Below are 15,561 nucleotides of genomic sequence, written 5' to 3' on the forward strand. Positions count from 1 at the left end.
ACTCGTGTAAAGATAGCGCTCCTTTGAGCCAATCTTTGTAACCTTAGTTACCTTGCGTTCTATTTTGATGCGCCAGCTTTTCACTGAGATCGTTTAACATGGTTGGATTGTCGTAATGGCTTACGGCATCTTGGGTATTGGCAAAAAGATGATCTTTATGCAATAATTTGATAATGGCACTATTAAAAATTATATCGCGGGTGGGTCCTATGGCACCGGAAATAAAAAAGGCTATGTTATTTTCTTGAAGCTCCTGAATAAGTCCTACCAGCATGTCCGTTGCAGTAGCGTCGATATAATTTATAGCCTCAGCGTTTAAAATAATAGCTCTAAGATCTGTGCCTTTAGTCTTTATAAATTTGGCCAATTCCTTTTTAAAATAACGCTGATTCCCAAAGAATAATTGGGCATCAAAGCGGACAATCAAAAGATCGTTTCGCACTTCAATTTCATCCTTAAATCGACTAATATTGCGATAATAATATGATCCTCTTATTTTCCCCAATACCGCAAAATGAGGTCTAGACGTGCGGTACACCATAAGCAACAAAGAAAACAATACGCCAAACAAAATTCCTTCCTTTATCCCAATCGTCAGGGTCATTACAAAAGTGATCAGCAACAACACAAACTCATCCCTATTGTGTTTCCAAAGTAGCATTGGAAATCTAATATCGATTAATCCCGTAACCGATACAACAATAATGGCCGCCAAGATGGTGTTGGGGAGATAATAAAACAAGGGGGTAAAAAACAAGAGGGTTAAGCCTACCAAAGCAACACTGATTATAGAAGCCATTGGGGTTGTAGCACCTGCTTCATTATTAATTGCCGATCGTGACAAACTGGCGGAAACCGCATACGATTGAAACAAGGATCCAAAAAGGTTTGCCGTGCCTAATGCAATTAATTCTTGATTTGCATCTATGGTTTCTTCATTGGTTTTTTCCTCTAATGCCTTGCCAATAGACACCAGCTCCATATACCCTATTAGTGCTATGGTAAGCGCCATGGTGCTCAGCTCTTGCACGTGCAACCAGTTGAATGTTGGCCAATTAAACGATGGGAGTCCACTTGGCACTGCACCAAGAACACTAATTCCCGAAGCGGTTAAATTAAAAAAATAAACCGTTACCACACCAAGGATAACCGCAATAAGAATTGCCGGTATATTAGAATTCCAATATTTAAGAATTAGGATGAGTAGTATTCCCGAACACCCAACGAGTATGGAAATCCAGTTCGTCTGCGGCAAGGCAGCAAATAAAGAAAGTAGCAGTTCCTGAATGTGGCTACTTTGCGGAACATTCACCCCAAAAAGATGCTTTAATTGACTAAAAATGATAATTAAAGCAGCAGCAGAAGTAAACCCGCTAATGACAGGTTTTGACAAAAAATTGACCAAAAACCCCATTCTTAAAATTCCTAAAATTAATTGAATGGCACCCACCATAAAGGTAAGTAGTAAGGCCATGGCAATATAATTTTCCACGCCATTAATTGCAAAGGTACCCAGGGCGGCAGCCAAAAGCAAAGAATCCATAGCCACGGGACCCACAGCCAATCGTCTTGAGGTGCCCAATAAAGCATAAATGAGTATGGGCAACAAAGCGGCATATAAGCCATAAACGGCGGGCAACCCGGCAATGAGAGCATAAGCCATACCCTGAGGGATAAGGATTATGGCCGTGCTAACGCCCGCTACCAAGTCCTTTCTAAAAAATGACCTTTTATAGTGCGGCAACCAATCCAATATTGGAAGAAATTTTTGCATGAGGCAAAATTACCATTAATAATGAAACGGTTCAGTAACATTTGTTACGTACGGATGGTTAATTCGATAAAATATAGGGTTATCCTCCAAAATAAACTTAACCTAATTTGATCTCCCCATAGCAACGGATATGATTCCATTTTTTATGCGAATTCCTGAATATGCATCCCCGAGGCTTCGGAATTCATTTCTTTCTTCTCAGTAACCTGTAAAATTTAAAAAGATGTACATTAACTTGCGGGCGACAGACGTATACGACTCAATTGTGAATCGGGTAATGGCACCGGTATGGTTTTCATTTAAGTACCTTGCTCCTATGTAATCTCCTTAGGTTTTTACGGAAATTTGCACTTTAAATACTGATGGTGCATTGCCCAAGAATTGAAAACCATTATGCAAACGAGATTGGTGTACGTCATAAGGGTAAAAAGTTATCGGCTCTATGCACACCATATTTGGCACTTCGGTCCAAAGCATAAAACTACCAAAACCCGTTGTGGATAGGGTAAGCTGATTTTTATCTCTAAGTGTAATCTGTTCACAATTGGGCACATGAAGCGCTCTACTGCCCACCGATAAAACCTGAGAAAGCGAGATGCTTTGGTGTTCTGTTTCTATTTTTGGATCTGACAATTGTAGCCGAAAGGCCGGATGATACCCTAACATAAAAGCCATATCTCTTTCTCCGGAAATGGTAAACGTAATTTCTAAGCTATGGTCACCTAATTCAAACGTTTTTAAAAACTGAAAGTCGTATGGCCACTGAAGCCATTGCTGTGCCGATTTTTCGGGAAACTTAGGATTACGCACCAAGGTTTGGGCTTTATACGATTTTAAAAAAACAGCATTTTTAGCTGTTTGTTCTATTATTTCATACGACAACGCTCTCAGCAACCCGTGCTGATCTTGAAGTGCGTCTCCCTTTGGAGTTTGTACCCGGTAATTTGCATCGTTGGTAGGGCCAATAATGGGAAACATTTCGGTATCTGTATTGCGCCAGCCCGGACTTCCTTTTTGATGCATATATTCGTACCCTGCCACCTGATAGCTTACTAATTCGCCACCATTAATACCGACAAGGCTCTTCTCGTTTTTCAGGAATACCATTATTTCTTTATTCATTAATCAATCGATAAATTAAAACTGCCGTGCGCTTGGTTAAAGCTTCAAATGTGTTAAGATTTACTGTTTCTTCTGGGGTATGCGCACCCCATCCCATGGCACCCAATCCGTCTAATCCGTCTACGTAGGCGGCTACAAATGATAAATCTGCAGCACCGCGTTTCCCGGGATCATACGCTACCACTTGCCCCTGTCCCAAGTCTATACTAACCTTATTTAGAACCTCAAGAAGTCTTTGGTTGCCTGGGGTAGGAGGCATGGCAGGGTAACTGTCCGTAAAGGTGATCGTCGCTTCGGTTTGCGGGAGGTTATTTGCCACAATGTCTCGCATTTTTTGTTGTGCATTTTGCTTTTGTGCTTCGGAAATAAACCGCATACCACCCCGAACCATAGTTGTTTGGGCAACTACATTAGTCTTCCCAAAGGTATTTCCTTTACCGGTACGCTCATCGTAATCTATAAAAGTGCCTCCCAATACTTGTCCCGGATTAAACGTGAGTAAGTCCGCTCCCCGAACCTCATCGTAAAACGAATTTAGAATGCGCGCCATTTCAAAAATAGCTCCGGCGCCAATTCGTTCATTAAAAATACCGGACGAATGGGCACGTTTTCCTGTGGTTTCTAGCACCCAGCCCGAAGAACCCCTCCGAGCCACCGTAGCATAGTTAAATCCGGTTGCTGTCTCAAAACCCAAGGCAATATCACTTCGTTGGGCCGCCTCAACTAAATCTTTGCGACTAATAGCTAAAGGTTTACCTGTACTTTCCTCATCGCCTGTAAATGCCGCGATTATTTGCGCGTTCTTAAGTAAGCCATTTTCTTGCAAGGCCTTTAGGGCATAAAGTATAATGACATTTCCACCCTTCATATCATTGCCTCCCGGTGCCAATGCCACACTGTCATTTATTCTTTTAAATACCTGAAAAGGACTATCTTCTTCAAAAACAGTATCCAAATGTCCTATCAATAATAATTTTTTGCCTTTAGTACCCGAGGTTTCTGCAAACAGATGTCCCGCTCTATTCATTTCTTCAGGCATTGTGATCCATTTTGTTCGGAAACCAATACCATCAAAAGCCTCCCTAAATACCTGACCTACTTGGGCGACTCCCTTTTTGTTTAATGTACCACTGTTTATGTTTACTACTTTTTCTAAAAAAGTAATGGCCTCCGCATTATTCTTTTCGATGGTAGTTATTAATTTTTGCTCTGTCCGGGATAATTTTTGCGCAGAACTTAAACTACTACATAATAGAGTAGTTATGAAGAGCACCGGAAAAACAGTTCCTTTGATTATGGCTATTTTAGTTGCGAATAGGCCAATAATACCAATCCTGTACGTTGAAAATTGCTTTATTTGTTTCATTTTTAGGCTCCTTTATATACCGACATTTGATTTGCAAAACAAGATACCAAAAATTTAAAGCCTTTTCAGCGCGTGCGATATAATTTATTCTTTTAAGAAGGTATTGGCATCGAATCCGGTACAATTTTTTTATTTTTACTGCATTATTGACACTAAAACAAGACACTAATGAGAACCGTTACTATTGCAAAATTGCCATTAAAAACCATCCTTTTATTAACTGTTTTATGTAGTAGCCTCTCCTTTGGTCAGTCGGAGCGAAAGAAAAAAGAAATTATTGAAGAAGCCAAAGAGGCAAAGGCAGAATTCTTAAAACAAGATCCGGGATTAGAAAAATTCTTTAATGAATCTTACGGTTACGTTATTTTTCCCAATGTAGGAAAAGGCGGTTTATTGGTTGGTGCAGCTGCAGGCACCGGGGCGGTTTGGCAACAGGGAGAGCTTATTGGCACCGCAAAACTGAAGCAGTTAAATATCGGTTTACAAGCCGGTGGACAAGCCTATAGAGAGGTTATCTTTTTTGAAAAAGATGCCGATTTAAGTCGACTAAAGGGCAACAAAGCAGAATTTTCCGCACAGGTTTCGGCTGTAGCTTTAAAATCTGGTGTATCGGCAGATGCCAAATATGTAGATGGTGTTGTGGTATTTACTATGGCAAAAAGTGGTCTCATGTATGAGGCTTCTGTAGGTGGGCAAAAATTTACGTATAACAGTTTATAAGGGTAGTTTTAGTATTCTTCTAAATGTAGAATCAACAACCAAATACCCTTTTGTAAGTGGCTTATTTACTCAAATTTTATGGCTTTTACGGGCGTAACTTTGGTGATTATATAAGAGGGTAGCACTAACATGAGTAAGCATAATAAGAGTACTCCCAAGTTAAGAGCCGCAATAGTGGGCATATCCATATACACGGGGATATAGTCTATGTAATACTCTGCCGGATTTGGAAATTTAAAGATTTGGAACGTATTCTGAATCCATATAAATCCTAATCCAAAGAGATTGCCCCATAACAGGCCCACCGCAATGAGATAGGTAGCATTATACAGAAAGACCTTACGAATACTCCAGTTATTGGCGCCTAAGGCCTTGAGAATTCCGATCATTTGGGTACGTTCTAGAATGAGTACTAAAAGTGCCGTAATCATGTTAATACCCCCCACAATAATCATTATACCTATGATGAGGGCAATATTAAAATCGAATAGCCCGATCCATTCAAAAATCTTATAGTATTTATCTTTAATGGTTTGTGTGTCTAAAGTAGCCAAGGTTTTCCCATAAATTTCTCTACTTTTCTGATCTATTTCATCAAAATTAGTCAAGAAAACCTCAAAATTCCCTACTTGGGCTTCGTCCCATTTATTGATACGCTGAATATGCCGAATATCCACGAACACGTAGGTACTATCAAACTCTTCAAAGCCACTATCGAAAATACCAACAATCTCAAATTTTCGTTGGTTGGGTACTTGCGAGGCATCGTCATCTTTTAAAAAAAAGGCAGAAAATGAATCGCCTACCTTTAACTGCAATCGGTTGGCCATTACTCCGGAAACAAGTACTTCTTCGTTAAGTTCGGAACGATATTCGGGCAACCGACCCGCTACTATGTATTCTTTAAAAACCGTCCAATCGTAATCCTTGCCTACCCCTTTCGCAATAATGCCTTCGAAAGTATCTTCTGTACGGATAATACCCCCTTTACTGGCCACTGCCTGCACATGGGCTATACCGCTAACGGATGTAAATTGCGGATAAAATTCTTGTTGTAACGAAACCGGTACTACAGAAACATCGGAGGCATTATTATCATAGTTATATATTTGGATATGCCCATTAAAAGCAGCCAATTTTTCTCGAATTTTTATCTTGAGACCTACACCCGTAGAAATGGCAATAAGCATCATAACAATGCCCAACGCAATAGCCGTTATGGCTATTTTTATAATTGGTGCAGAAATACTAACTTTATGCTCTTTACCGGTGATAAGGCGTTTGGCGATAAAATATTCTAAATTCAATATATGGCGTTTTTTACAAGTTCCAAAAATACATTTTTATTGTGGTTTTTAGTGATGACTTCCTGCGGAAACTCCCCTAAAGCAAATGAAAACATAAGAAATAGTGTTGTAACGGAAAAGGAAAGTCTTGACGCGCCCGCTATTGTGGTGGGTGCCAACCAGACCTCAGCATACCTGCCTCTTTTAAAAAATAAAAAAGTGGGTTTGGTAGCCAACCAAACCTCAGTGATTTTTAAGGACAACGATCAGCACGTTCATTTAGTAGATTCTCTTTTAGCCTTACAAATAGACCTTATCAAGGTTTTTGCCCCCGAACATGGCTTCCGAGGTGCCGTTGATGCCGGCGAAAAAGTTACGGACGGAAAAGATGCGAAAACCGGTTTGCCGCTCATATCTCTATACGGTGCAAACAGGAAACCAACCCATGCCCAGCTAGAAGATTTGGATGTGGTTGTGTTCGATATTCAGGATGTGGGTGTTCGGTTTTATACCTTTATTGCCACACTGCAATTGGTTATGGAAGCCTGTGCGAAAAATAATATTCCCGTGATCGTTCTGGACCGCCCCAACCCGAACGCTCATTATATAGACGGTCCTATGATGGAAAAAGAACATGCGGGATTTCTAGGTATGACTCCGATTCCGTTGGTATATGGAATGACAATTGGTGAATATGCCCAAATGGTTAATGGAGAAGGCTGGCTTACTGGAGCCAAAAAGGCAGCACTTACGGTTATTCCCCTGCTTCACTACAGCCATACCTCGGAATACACGATCCCCATTAGACCTTCGCCCAATTTGCCCAACGATACCGCCATAAATCTATACCCCAGTTTAGGTCTTTTTGAAGGCACTAATGTAAATGCAGGTCGCGGTACCAATTTTCAGTTTCAACGTTATGGGGCTCCTTTTATGGATGCCACGCAATACGATTTTAGCTATACCCCCACGCCGCAATTTGGAGCTCAAAACCCGAAACACAAAGAAGTGCTTTGCTATGGCCGAGACCTCTCCAATACACCAAAAATGAACAAAGTAGATTTGCAATGGCTCATAGATGCCTACAACAACACGGCATCTAAAGATCAATTTTTTCTTACCGAAGGGTTTACAAAACATGCCGGTACCGCAACCTTGCAACAACAGATTATAAACGGGCTCTCTGCCGAGGAAATTAGGGAAACCTGGCAAAAGGATATTGCCGATTTTAAAGCGATCCGAGCTCGGTATTTGATATACGATTAATTTTACTTTTATTGGAAACCAAATAAGGTTGGCCTGATGTATTGATGGTTAGTATTTTTTATTTGCGTTAAGGAATAAAAAATTTCTTGAAACTGACTATCCCCGAGGCAAGCCATAGGGGTTTTTCGCCAGTTTCATTTTGGCCTTTGGACCAAAAACCGAAATTTTGTATTTTACCTCACCCGGAACTGCAAAAAGGCAGTTCCGACCTCTCCAAAGGAGAGATAAATAGGAAAACCTGACCCTTGTGGTAGCGCCCAACAAAGGAATGGCTTGCAAAACGGAAAAAATTGGAATGAATCTTTTTAAGATGCTGATGCGCTGTTTTTTTTGGCCGGATTGCCTTTCGGAGGTTTGTATCTTGTAAAAGGGATTTTTAGCAACGCGCCCAAATGCGCATTTTTAGCTGCATCGGGATAGGTGTCTACGCCATAGACGATTTCGGCGTTGGGCAGTTTGGAAAAAGTGCCGAAAAAGCGATCCCAAAGTGAAAATATATTGCCATAATTGGTGTCGGTGTATGGCAGCACAAAGTGATGGTGTACTTTGTGCATATCGGGAGAAACAAAGACCCAACTTAACGCGTTATCTACCTTTTTTGGCAAGGCAATATTGGCATGGTTAAACTGTGAAAAAAGCACCGAAAGTGCCTGATACAACATAATGACCCCTACCGGGGCACCGACTACCAAAACGCCCAAGCATGTAAAAACAAACCGAATAACACTTTCGCCCGGATGGTGCCTATTGGCCGTGGTTGTATCTACTTCATGGTCGGTGTGATGAATGAGGTGAAACCCCCAAAGTACTTTAATTTTATGTTGTACCCAATGCGCCAACCAAGCCGCAATAAAATCGAGAAGAAGTACACCTAGAAGTACCTGGCCCCACAAAGGCCAATGCGCCAACTGAGGCAAAATTCCGATACCGTGGGTAAGCGCCCAATCGCTTGTTGCTAGTAAAAGAAAGGCCAATACAAAATTAATGAGGACCGTGGTGAGCGTAAAAAAGATATTAACGCCTGCGTGTTTTACTTTGTGGTACTTGAATTTAAATAAGGGCGCAGCATATTCCAGCAACCAAAAAAAAGTGATACCCAATACTAAAATGAGGCTTCTGTGTGTAGCGGGAATTGTTTCGAAATACGTAAGAATCGTTTGCATGGTATTAAAATAGTAAATTTATGCCTTGACGCCCTCGCAAAAAATAAGCAATGCCATAACGATTTGGAATATACGCTGTTTGGTAATAGAATTTGTTATTTGAAATGCTTTTTCATGGCTTCCACAATGCGGTAGGCAGCGGGACAAATGGCTACGTTTTTTAGTGTTAAATGGCCAATTTGATGAAATTTTTTTCGGTCGGTATGCGGAAACTCTCTGCACGCCTTAGGGCGCACTTCATAAATGCTGCAATAGTTATCCGCATTTAAAAAAGTACAGGGCACTGCCTGTAGCACATAATCCTGATCTTCGTCAATTTTTAAGAATTGATTTATAAATTTTTGAGGTTTTAACCTTAAAAACTTTGCAATTCGCGTGATATCGCCCTTGGTAAACAAGGGGCCTGTGGTCTTGCAACAATTGGCGCAGCCGAGACAGTCGGTTATTGCAAATTCTGCCGCGTGCAACTGCTGCATGGTAACATCTAAATCTTTCGGAGGTTTCTTTTTTAATCGCTTAAAAAAAATGTTGTTTTCCTTGTGTTTCTCTTTGGCCATCGCCGGAAGCTGCCCTATTTCTTGTTCCATCGCTACTGTTTTAACCCAAAAAAATAGCCTACTTTTATACCTTGTTAAAAAATAGGTATTTTGCCTTTCAACTACAAATATACACTGTGAACGACGTTATCGGAAACGCCTTGTTAGATTATCAATCGGGAAATTACACAGAAGACATTCTCACCCGTTCTTCACTCGATGAAGAAGATCGTATTCCCCTACCCTATCTCTTTCGGAAGTATACAGAAATGCCGGAGCTAGAGCAAAAGGCATTACAACTTTGCCGGGGTACCGTGCTCGATATTGGTTGTGGTGCCGGAAGCCACAGCCTGTACCTGCAGCAAAAAGGTTTTGATGTTACCGCCTTAGACCAGTCGCCGGGAGCTATTGCTGTCTGTAGATTAAGAGGTATAGAACAGACATTGCAGCGCACTATCTACGATGTTTGCGACGCTAAATTTGATACCCTGCTTATGCTAATGAATGGCATAGGAATTGCGGGTACGTTACAAGAACTAGACCCCTTTTTTGGGCATTTAAAATCACTAATGGCTTACGATGGACAAATTTTACTAGATTCTACAGATATTATTTATATGTTTGATGAAGATGTGGATGGGGGTCACTGGATTCCTGACGCTGAAAATTACTATGGGGAAGTCGAGTTTAGTGCGATGTACAAAGGCAAGAAAAGTACAGCATTTCCGTGGTTGTATGTGGATTATAATACGCTGCAAAGGGCAGCAAATGCTAATAATTTAACATGTGAACTTGTAAGTGAGGGCTCGCATTACGACTATTTGGCAAGACTTAAGGTATTGGCATAATACAGGCGATTTTTTACCGTTTACGTTCCTAAAGCCAACTAAAGCACCGTACTAATTCTCTTGGGAGTTATGCATTTAATTTTGCTGCATCGTATGATAAGCAATAACAAGGCAGATTTGATGAATTTAAAAAAAGATCTATGAAAAGATATCATTTGCTCATGACTGCAACCCTGCTCATTTTGATGAGTTTGGGTTGTTCGGATGGCGGCAACGATGGTGACAGTAGCAACCCCACACCCACCGTTAACAAAGCAGCCAATCTAAGAGCCACGGGAGCTTCGGCCAACGACATTCTCTCTAATACCAATTTTACCAAATTGCAAATAGAAATAGGCTATGTCACCGGATTTAGACCCACCGATAGTGCTATAGAAGATTTTGTAGCATTCCTAAGAAAACATACATTTAAAAATGATATTGAGGTCTTGTTTAACGAATTACCTTCACCGGGAAAATCGGTACTCACCTTACAGGAGATAGCCGACCTCGAAACCGAAAACAGAACGGCCTACAACAACGGACAAACTCTTGCCGTTTATATTTATTTTGCCGATGCTCCTTCTGATGGAGATGATGAGGAATCGAACAAAGTTACCCTTGGTGCCGTGTACCGCAACACCTCTATGGTCATCTATGAACGAACGATACGCAGATTGGCTGCCCGCAGTTTTGCCATCAGTAATTCGGATGCAGAAACGGCGACCTTAAACCATGAGTTTGGCCATCTTTTCGGATTGGTAAATTTAGGCACGGTTGCCATAAATGACCATGAAGATCCGGAAGCAGCCAACCATTGTATTGTGGACGGATGTCTTATGCGGGCAGAACTGCGCTTTGGAGCCGGCTTCGCCAAATTCATGGAAAGCAGAAGTGCCAAGGGCTTGGCCGTTATCCCCGAATTAGACCCTGAATGCGTGCTAGATTTGCAAGGAAATGGTGGGCGGTGATTTTAGTTGTCGGTTGATGGTTGATGGTTGATGGTTGTTCGTTGATCGTTGATCGTTGTTGGTTGATCGTTGATCGTAAGTTGTTTTTGCGTTTATACTTCTAGGAAACAAGGACAACAGCACACCTGAGACTATCAAACTGCAACTTTAGCCCCCTTTTACGGAATATTCAAGTATTTGTGAGTCTGTAGGGACACTTTCCACCTGGGATTTTTCATCACATAATCTACAATCCAAGGAATTACTTTTTCGCGCACACTCCATTCCGGTTGCAAATAAAGGATACAGTGTGATTCTACGTTAGCCGCTTGTTCTTCGGCAAAAACAAAGTCGTGCTTATTAAAAATAATCATTTTCAATTCATGGGCTTCACGATAAATGTTGCCTACGGGAAGTTTATTTTTTTTGGGAGAAAGACATATCCAATCCCAAGTACCCGTTAGCGGGTACGCGCCGGAGGTTTCAATATGAGTTTGTACATTTCGTTGCTTTAAGGCTGCCGTTAACGGACCCATATCCCAAGTTAAGGGTTCACCGCCAGTAATCACAATAGTGTCCGAATATTTTGTAGCATTTTCTACAACAGTGGTTATGGCTGTTGGCGGATGCGTTTCTGCATTCCAGCTTTCCTTTACATCGCACCAATGGCACCCCACATCGCAGCCCCCTACTCTAATAAAATAAGCAGCCGTACCTTTGTGAAAACCTTCACCTTGAATGGTATAAAACCCCTCCATTAATGGAAGCATTTCACCGCTAGCTACTAGCTCTTCTACTTCTTCTTTACGCATTAGGCAAAGATAGAAAAAAGCCATCTGTTATCTCACAATGCACATAGTGTTTAATAAGGCATCCTGCAAAAGCATGCCTAATGCGAATTGTATTAACGTTGTTTCCCATTTCTGTTTTTGGCAGGAGCACGAATACCACTCAATTAATTTCAAATCGTTAGATCAAAAAAGGCTCGATGCGGCGACTCAAATTGCGTATTCATTTTTTTTGTTGATTAAAATTACCCTATTTTTATCAAAAAAAATAAAGCACATGAGCACTAAAGATGCTTTCTTTGCCCATATTGAGGAAGGCTATAGCACAAAAGGCGATTTTATTACCATGGGTGCCGGTATTTTAGACGGTGAAACCATAACCAATGCCCATGTAAAAATTCCGTTAAAAACCCTAAACCGCCATGGCCTCATAGCCGGTGCAACGGGAACGGGAAAAACAAAAACCTTGCAAGTTATTGCGGAAAACCTTTCTGATAAAGGAATCCCTGTGTTACTGATGGATTTAAAGGGCGACCTCAGTGGTTTGGCCTTGCCCGGATCATCCAATGCCCATATTGAAACGCGCCACGAACGCATTGGTCTTGCTTTTGAACCTAAAGGCTTTCCTGTTGAAATATTATCGCTGTCCGAACAAGATGGCGTAAAACTAAGGGCTACCGTATCCGAGTTTGGCCCTGTCCTTTTTTCTAGAATCCTGGACCTTTCACCTGCACAAGAGGGTATAGTTGCCGTTATTTTTAAGTATTGCGATGATAAAAAACTACCCTTATTAGATCTTAAAGATTTTAGAAAAGTATTGCAGTATAGTACTGAAGCGGGCAAAGCAGAATTTGAAAAAAGTTATGGTAGAATTAACACCAACTCGGCCGGTACCATTCTTAGAAAAATTATAGAACTGGAATCTCAGGGAGCGGAGTTGTTTTTTGGAGAAAGATCGTTTGAGGTGGATGATTTGTTGCGAACAGATACCCATGGAAAGGGGTATATTCATATTTTAAGATTGACAGATATACAGGATCGCCCAAAGCTTTTTTCGACCTTTATGTTGAGTTTGTTAGCTGAGATTTATTCGAACTTTCCCGAACAGGGCGATAGCGATAAGCCGAAACTTGTTTTGTTTATAGATGAAGCACACTTAATTTTTAACGAGGCCTCTAAGGCCTTACTCAATCAAATAGAAAGCATTGTAAAATTAATCCGTTCCAAAGGCGTGGGACTATTTTTCGTAACCCAAAACCCCACCGATGTGCCAGATGCGGTTTTAGCGCAATTAGGCTTAAAAGTACAACATGCCTTAAGGGCGTTTACGGCAAAAGACAGAAAAGCGATTAAATTGGCAGCAGAAAACTACCCCACTTCGCCTTTTTATAATACCAGTGAAATTTTAACCGCCTTAGGTACAGGAGAAGCATTGATCTCGGCCTTAGATGAAAAGGGAAGACCCACGCCATTGGCAGCCACCCTACTAAGAGCACCTATGAGCAGAATGGACACGCTGACAGCTAACGAACTAAGTGGCGTCATACATCAATCTAAACTCATTACGAAATACAATGAGGCCATAGACAGGGAAAGTGCATACGAAATCTTAAATGCGAAAATAGAACGTTTGGAAGAAGAGCAAGAAAGACAAAAAAACACATCGTCTCCCAGAACCACCACAAGAACACGGCGAAGCACAGCGGCCAACCCCGTTGTAAAAGTGTTAACCAGTGCCACCTTTATTCGGGGTGTGCTTGGTGTACTTAATAAAATGATAAAAAATCGTTGATTCCTTTTTAGTCTCGCACAAAAGAATGATTCCTTGGATGCGCTGTATGTCCGCTTAAAAACAGTAACTATAAACACATGAAACGCCCATGTATAACTAGTACACACAGGAGTATGATTATCGTAGGGCGTTCCATGAGACCGCTCAAAAGCAATAAAAACAAACACATAAACTAAAAATGAAGCAACATATTCGTTGGTCCATCATGTTTGCCTTGGCGACGTGCTTTATACAGTGTAAGTCCGAAAACAATCAGCAATTTTTGATTACAGCGGACTCTGTAGGGAAAATAAGTCGATCTTCGGCTTTTTCAGATTTAGAAACCCTTTTTGCTTCCGATTCCTTGGTCAAGGACACAACGCGCATAACCTTAGGTGCCAATACATCTAAAGTAAGCGTCTACGAAAAAGGGGGGCGTCATTTGCTGACGCTAACACCAAGTACAGATAGCATTCCTAAGGTGGAAAACATTCGCATCTTTGATCCGCGTTATAAAACAGAGAAAGGGGTTGGTCTTCACAGCACGTTTAAGGACATTAAGACCCATTACAACATAAAAAAAATTGTAACTGCTTTAAATAATGTGGTCGTCTTTGTAAAAGGAAGCGATGTGTATTTTACGATAGACAAGCAAGAACTACCAGCTAGTCTTCGTTATGCCAGTAGTGTGACTATTGAAGAAGTGCAAATTCCTGATGCAGCAAAAATTAAATACCTTATGGTTGGGTGGTAGCCATAACCATAGAACGGTGCAACATGGTGCAGATAAAATTCTTGTAACGCTATTGCGGTTATACGGAGTAACTCTTGCGGCTTATTCTTTTTTCAATGAAAAATACATTACAAAAAGTACTGCCATTAGCTTACGGGGCTTATTTTAACAGTTTGTCTTTAATTTCGCCCGATCTTGCGGTGCAAAAAGCGTTTCGGCTATATAGTTCACCGCGAAAAGGAAGGGTGTTACCCCAACAAGCTAAATACCTAAACGAGGCGAAAGATAAGCTCGTAGAAATAGAAGGATTACACATCCAAACCTATCAATGGTTCGGGGCTAAAGAAACGGTATTATTACTGCATGGATGGGAAAGTAATGTGTTTCGATGGCGAAATCTCATCGGCATATTACAAGAAGCCGGCTACCGCATTATCGCCTTTGATGCCCCCGGACATGGATACTCGTCCGGTAGCATGTTGCATGTGCCTTTGTATGCGCAGTGCCTGCAGCACCTTATTCCACTTTATGATCCATCGTATATCATTGGACATTCTATGGGAGGTATGACAGCACTGTATCACCAATATTTGGAACCGAAAAATAGGTTAGAAAAAATAGTGGCGCTTGGAGCGCCCTCAGAACTTACGGATATCATGAAACACTATCAAAATTTACTTCAATTCAACAACAAGGTCTATAATGGCTTAGATGCTTATTTTTTGAGAAAATTTAATTTCAGATTTTCAGATTTTTCCACCTCTAAATTTGTCAAAAATAATACGAAGCCGGGCTTATTGGTTCATGATAGAGAAGATACTATTGCTCCGTTTCGCGCGTCGGAAAAAGTGCATGCCCATTGGAAAAGTAGTGTTTTAATTCCTACTCGGGGTTTGGGGCATTCCTTGCATCAGATAGAAATTAACCGACAAATCGTCGATTTTTTGAAAAGGTAGGAAGGTACGGTTTTCTTATGGTTTGAGCCTTTGCGTAGGTACGGAATCCGTCTTAATAACCCTCCATGGTACTTTTTTGGCAGGTTCCTTTCCGTTTCGGGTATACTTAGATCGCCTTGGATGTCTCCATTGCCAAGTCGCTCCTATACGCCATGCAAGTTGATCCGGCGATGATCATGCGCTTCATTATTGATCCGTATGGAGTGAACCCCATTCCGCACTACTTTTTCACGTACTGCTATATCGCGAAACGCATATTGATTACTATCAGGCTCATAAGCATCATTTAATATAGTAAAAGCT

Annotated in this window: 14 protein-coding genes; 7 read left to right on the top strand and 7 right to left on the bottom strand. The window is 41.1% G+C overall.

All coding sequences use genetic code 11. From position 1 onward, the window contains the following. Nucleotides 1-43: 43 nt before the first annotated feature. The 3 genes from U1E44_RS06960 to U1E44_RS06970 all read right to left on the bottom strand — a co-directional run bounded on the left by U1E44_RS06960 (nt 44) and on the right by U1E44_RS06970 (nt 4,262). Nucleotides 44-1,774: a SulP family inorganic anion transporter gene (locus U1E44_RS06960; protein ID WP_322930341.1), complete on the bottom strand. Its 1,731-nt coding sequence runs from the start codon at nt 1,772-1,774 to the stop codon at nt 44-46. A 327-nt stretch (nt 1,775-2,101) separates the two neighbouring features. Beyond that, a complete protein-coding gene (locus U1E44_RS06965; RefSeq protein WP_322930342.1) occupies nt 2,102-2,896 on the bottom strand; it encodes an aldose epimerase family protein in 795 nt (264 codons plus the stop codon). Next, on the bottom strand, nt 2,889-4,262 hold the full coding sequence (locus tag U1E44_RS06970; protein ID WP_322930343.1) for a M20/M25/M40 family metallo-hydrolase: 1,374 nt from the start codon (nt 4,260-4,262) through the stop codon (nt 2,889-2,891). Before U1E44_RS06970 ends, U1E44_RS06965 begins: the two co-directional genes overlap by 8 nt. A gap of 168 nt (nt 4,263-4,430) precedes the next feature. Between U1E44_RS06970 and U1E44_RS06975 the strand changes: the two genes are divergently transcribed. Then, complete coding sequence (locus U1E44_RS06975) at nt 4,431-4,982, top strand: lipid-binding SYLF domain-containing protein (protein ID WP_322930344.1); 552 nt, start codon at nt 4,431-4,433, stop codon at nt 4,980-4,982. A gap of 65 nt (nt 4,983-5,047) precedes the next feature. Here U1E44_RS06975 and U1E44_RS06980 read toward each other — a convergent pair whose 3' ends face one another. Further along, the gene (locus tag U1E44_RS06980; protein WP_322930345.1) at nt 5,048-6,289 is read right to left on the bottom strand and encodes an ABC transporter permease; all 1,242 of its coding nucleotides are present in this window, start codon (nt 6,287-6,289) and stop codon (nt 5,048-5,050) included. 3 nt (nt 6,290-6,292) lie between these two features. Here U1E44_RS06980 and U1E44_RS06985 point away from each other — a divergent pair, with 3 nt between their 5' ends. Beyond that, complete coding sequence (locus U1E44_RS06985) at nt 6,293-7,534, top strand: exo-beta-N-acetylmuramidase NamZ family protein (protein WP_322930346.1); 1,242 nt, start codon at nt 6,293-6,295, stop codon at nt 7,532-7,534. A gap of 305 nt (nt 7,535-7,839) precedes the next feature. On the opposite strand, the gene U1E44_RS06990 is transcribed toward U1E44_RS06985, so the two are convergent. Then, nucleotides 7,840-8,697, bottom strand: coding sequence for a sterol desaturase family protein (locus U1E44_RS06990; protein ID WP_322930347.1), 858 nt, complete (start codon nt 8,695-8,697; stop codon nt 7,840-7,842). A gap of 95 nt (nt 8,698-8,792) precedes the next feature. Next, nucleotides 8,793-9,284: a YkgJ family cysteine cluster protein gene (locus tag U1E44_RS06995; RefSeq protein WP_322930348.1), complete on the bottom strand. Its 492-nt coding sequence runs from the start codon at nt 9,282-9,284 to the stop codon at nt 8,793-8,795. Nucleotides 9,285-9,370: 86 nt separating this feature from the next. Here U1E44_RS06995 and U1E44_RS07000 point away from each other — a divergent pair, with 86 nt between their 5' ends. Next, nucleotides 9,371-10,081, top strand: coding sequence for a class I SAM-dependent methyltransferase (locus U1E44_RS07000; RefSeq protein WP_322930349.1), 711 nt, complete (start codon nt 9,371-9,373; stop codon nt 10,079-10,081). A gap of 140 nt (nt 10,082-10,221) precedes the next feature. Continuing rightward, nucleotides 10,222-11,031: a PLC family EF-hand domain-containing protein gene (locus U1E44_RS07005; RefSeq protein ID WP_322930350.1), complete on the top strand. Its 810-nt coding sequence runs from the start codon at nt 10,222-10,224 to the stop codon at nt 11,029-11,031. Between the two features lie 158 nt (nt 11,032-11,189). Here U1E44_RS07005 and U1E44_RS07010 read toward each other — a convergent pair whose 3' ends face one another. Next, on the bottom strand, nt 11,190-11,822 hold the full coding sequence (locus U1E44_RS07010) for a 7-carboxy-7-deazaguanine synthase QueE (RefSeq protein WP_322930351.1): 633 nt from the start codon (nt 11,820-11,822) through the stop codon (nt 11,190-11,192). Nucleotides 11,823-12,075: 253 nt separating this feature from the next. Here U1E44_RS07010 and U1E44_RS07015 point away from each other — a divergent pair, with 253 nt between their 5' ends. From U1E44_RS07015 to U1E44_RS07025, 3 genes are all read left to right on the top strand, one after another. Continuing rightward, the gene (locus U1E44_RS07015; RefSeq protein ID WP_322930352.1) at nt 12,076-13,590 is read left to right on the top strand and encodes a helicase HerA-like domain-containing protein; all 1,515 of its coding nucleotides are present in this window, start codon (nt 12,076-12,078) and stop codon (nt 13,588-13,590) included. A gap of 178 nt (nt 13,591-13,768) precedes the next feature. Next, the gene (locus U1E44_RS07020) at nt 13,769-14,323 is read left to right on the top strand and encodes a hypothetical protein (RefSeq protein ID WP_322930353.1); all 555 of its coding nucleotides are present in this window, start codon (nt 13,769-13,771) and stop codon (nt 14,321-14,323) included. A 95-nt stretch (nt 14,324-14,418) separates the two neighbouring features. Continuing rightward, nucleotides 14,419-15,258 (top strand): alpha/beta fold hydrolase, encoded by an 840-nt coding sequence (locus tag U1E44_RS07025; RefSeq protein WP_322930354.1) that lies wholly within the window; start codon nt 14,419-14,421, stop codon nt 15,256-15,258. Nucleotides 15,259-15,561 lie beyond the last annotated feature (303 nt).

The sequence above is a fragment of the Aurantibrevibacter litoralis genome, from assembly GCF_034651555.1.
Lineage (GTDB): Bacteria > Bacteroidota > Bacteroidia > Flavobacteriales > Flavobacteriaceae > Aurantibrevibacter > Aurantibrevibacter litoralis.

Excerpts from the sequence above, each read along its gene's own strand:
- U1E44_RS06960 (WP_322930341.1), bottom strand. The coding sequence starts at position 1,774 with ATGCAAAAATTTCTTCCAATATTGGATTGGTTGCCGCACTATAAAAGG.
- U1E44_RS06965 (WP_322930342.1), bottom strand. The coding sequence starts at position 2,896 with ATGAATAAAGAAATAATGGTATTCCTGAAAAACGAGAAGAGCCTTGTC.
- U1E44_RS06970 (WP_322930343.1), bottom strand. The coding sequence starts at position 4,262 with ATGAAACAAATAAAGCAATTTTCAACGTACAGGATTGGTATTATTGGC.
- U1E44_RS06975 (WP_322930344.1), top strand. The coding sequence starts at position 4,431 with ATGAGAACCGTTACTATTGCAAAATTGCCATTAAAAACCATCCTTTTA.
- U1E44_RS06985 (WP_322930346.1), top strand. The coding sequence starts at position 6,293 with ATGGCGTTTTTTACAAGTTCCAAAAATACATTTTTATTGTGGTTTTTA.
- U1E44_RS06990 (WP_322930347.1), bottom strand. The coding sequence starts at position 8,697 with ATGCAAACGATTCTTACGTATTTCGAAACAATTCCCGCTACACACAGA.
- U1E44_RS06995 (WP_322930348.1), bottom strand. The coding sequence starts at position 9,284 with ATGGAACAAGAAATAGGGCAGCTTCCGGCGATGGCCAAAGAGAAACAC.
- U1E44_RS07005 (WP_322930350.1), top strand. The coding sequence starts at position 10,222 with ATGAAAAGATATCATTTGCTCATGACTGCAACCCTGCTCATTTTGATG.
- U1E44_RS07010 (WP_322930351.1), bottom strand. The coding sequence starts at position 11,822 with ATGCGTAAAGAAGAAGTAGAAGAGCTAGTAGCTAGCGGTGAAATGCTT.
- U1E44_RS07015 (WP_322930352.1), top strand. The coding sequence starts at position 12,076 with ATGAGCACTAAAGATGCTTTCTTTGCCCATATTGAGGAAGGCTATAGC.
- U1E44_RS07020 (WP_322930353.1), top strand. The coding sequence starts at position 13,769 with ATGAAGCAACATATTCGTTGGTCCATCATGTTTGCCTTGGCGACGTGC.
- U1E44_RS07025 (WP_322930354.1), top strand. The coding sequence starts at position 14,419 with ATGAAAAATACATTACAAAAAGTACTGCCATTAGCTTACGGGGCTTAT.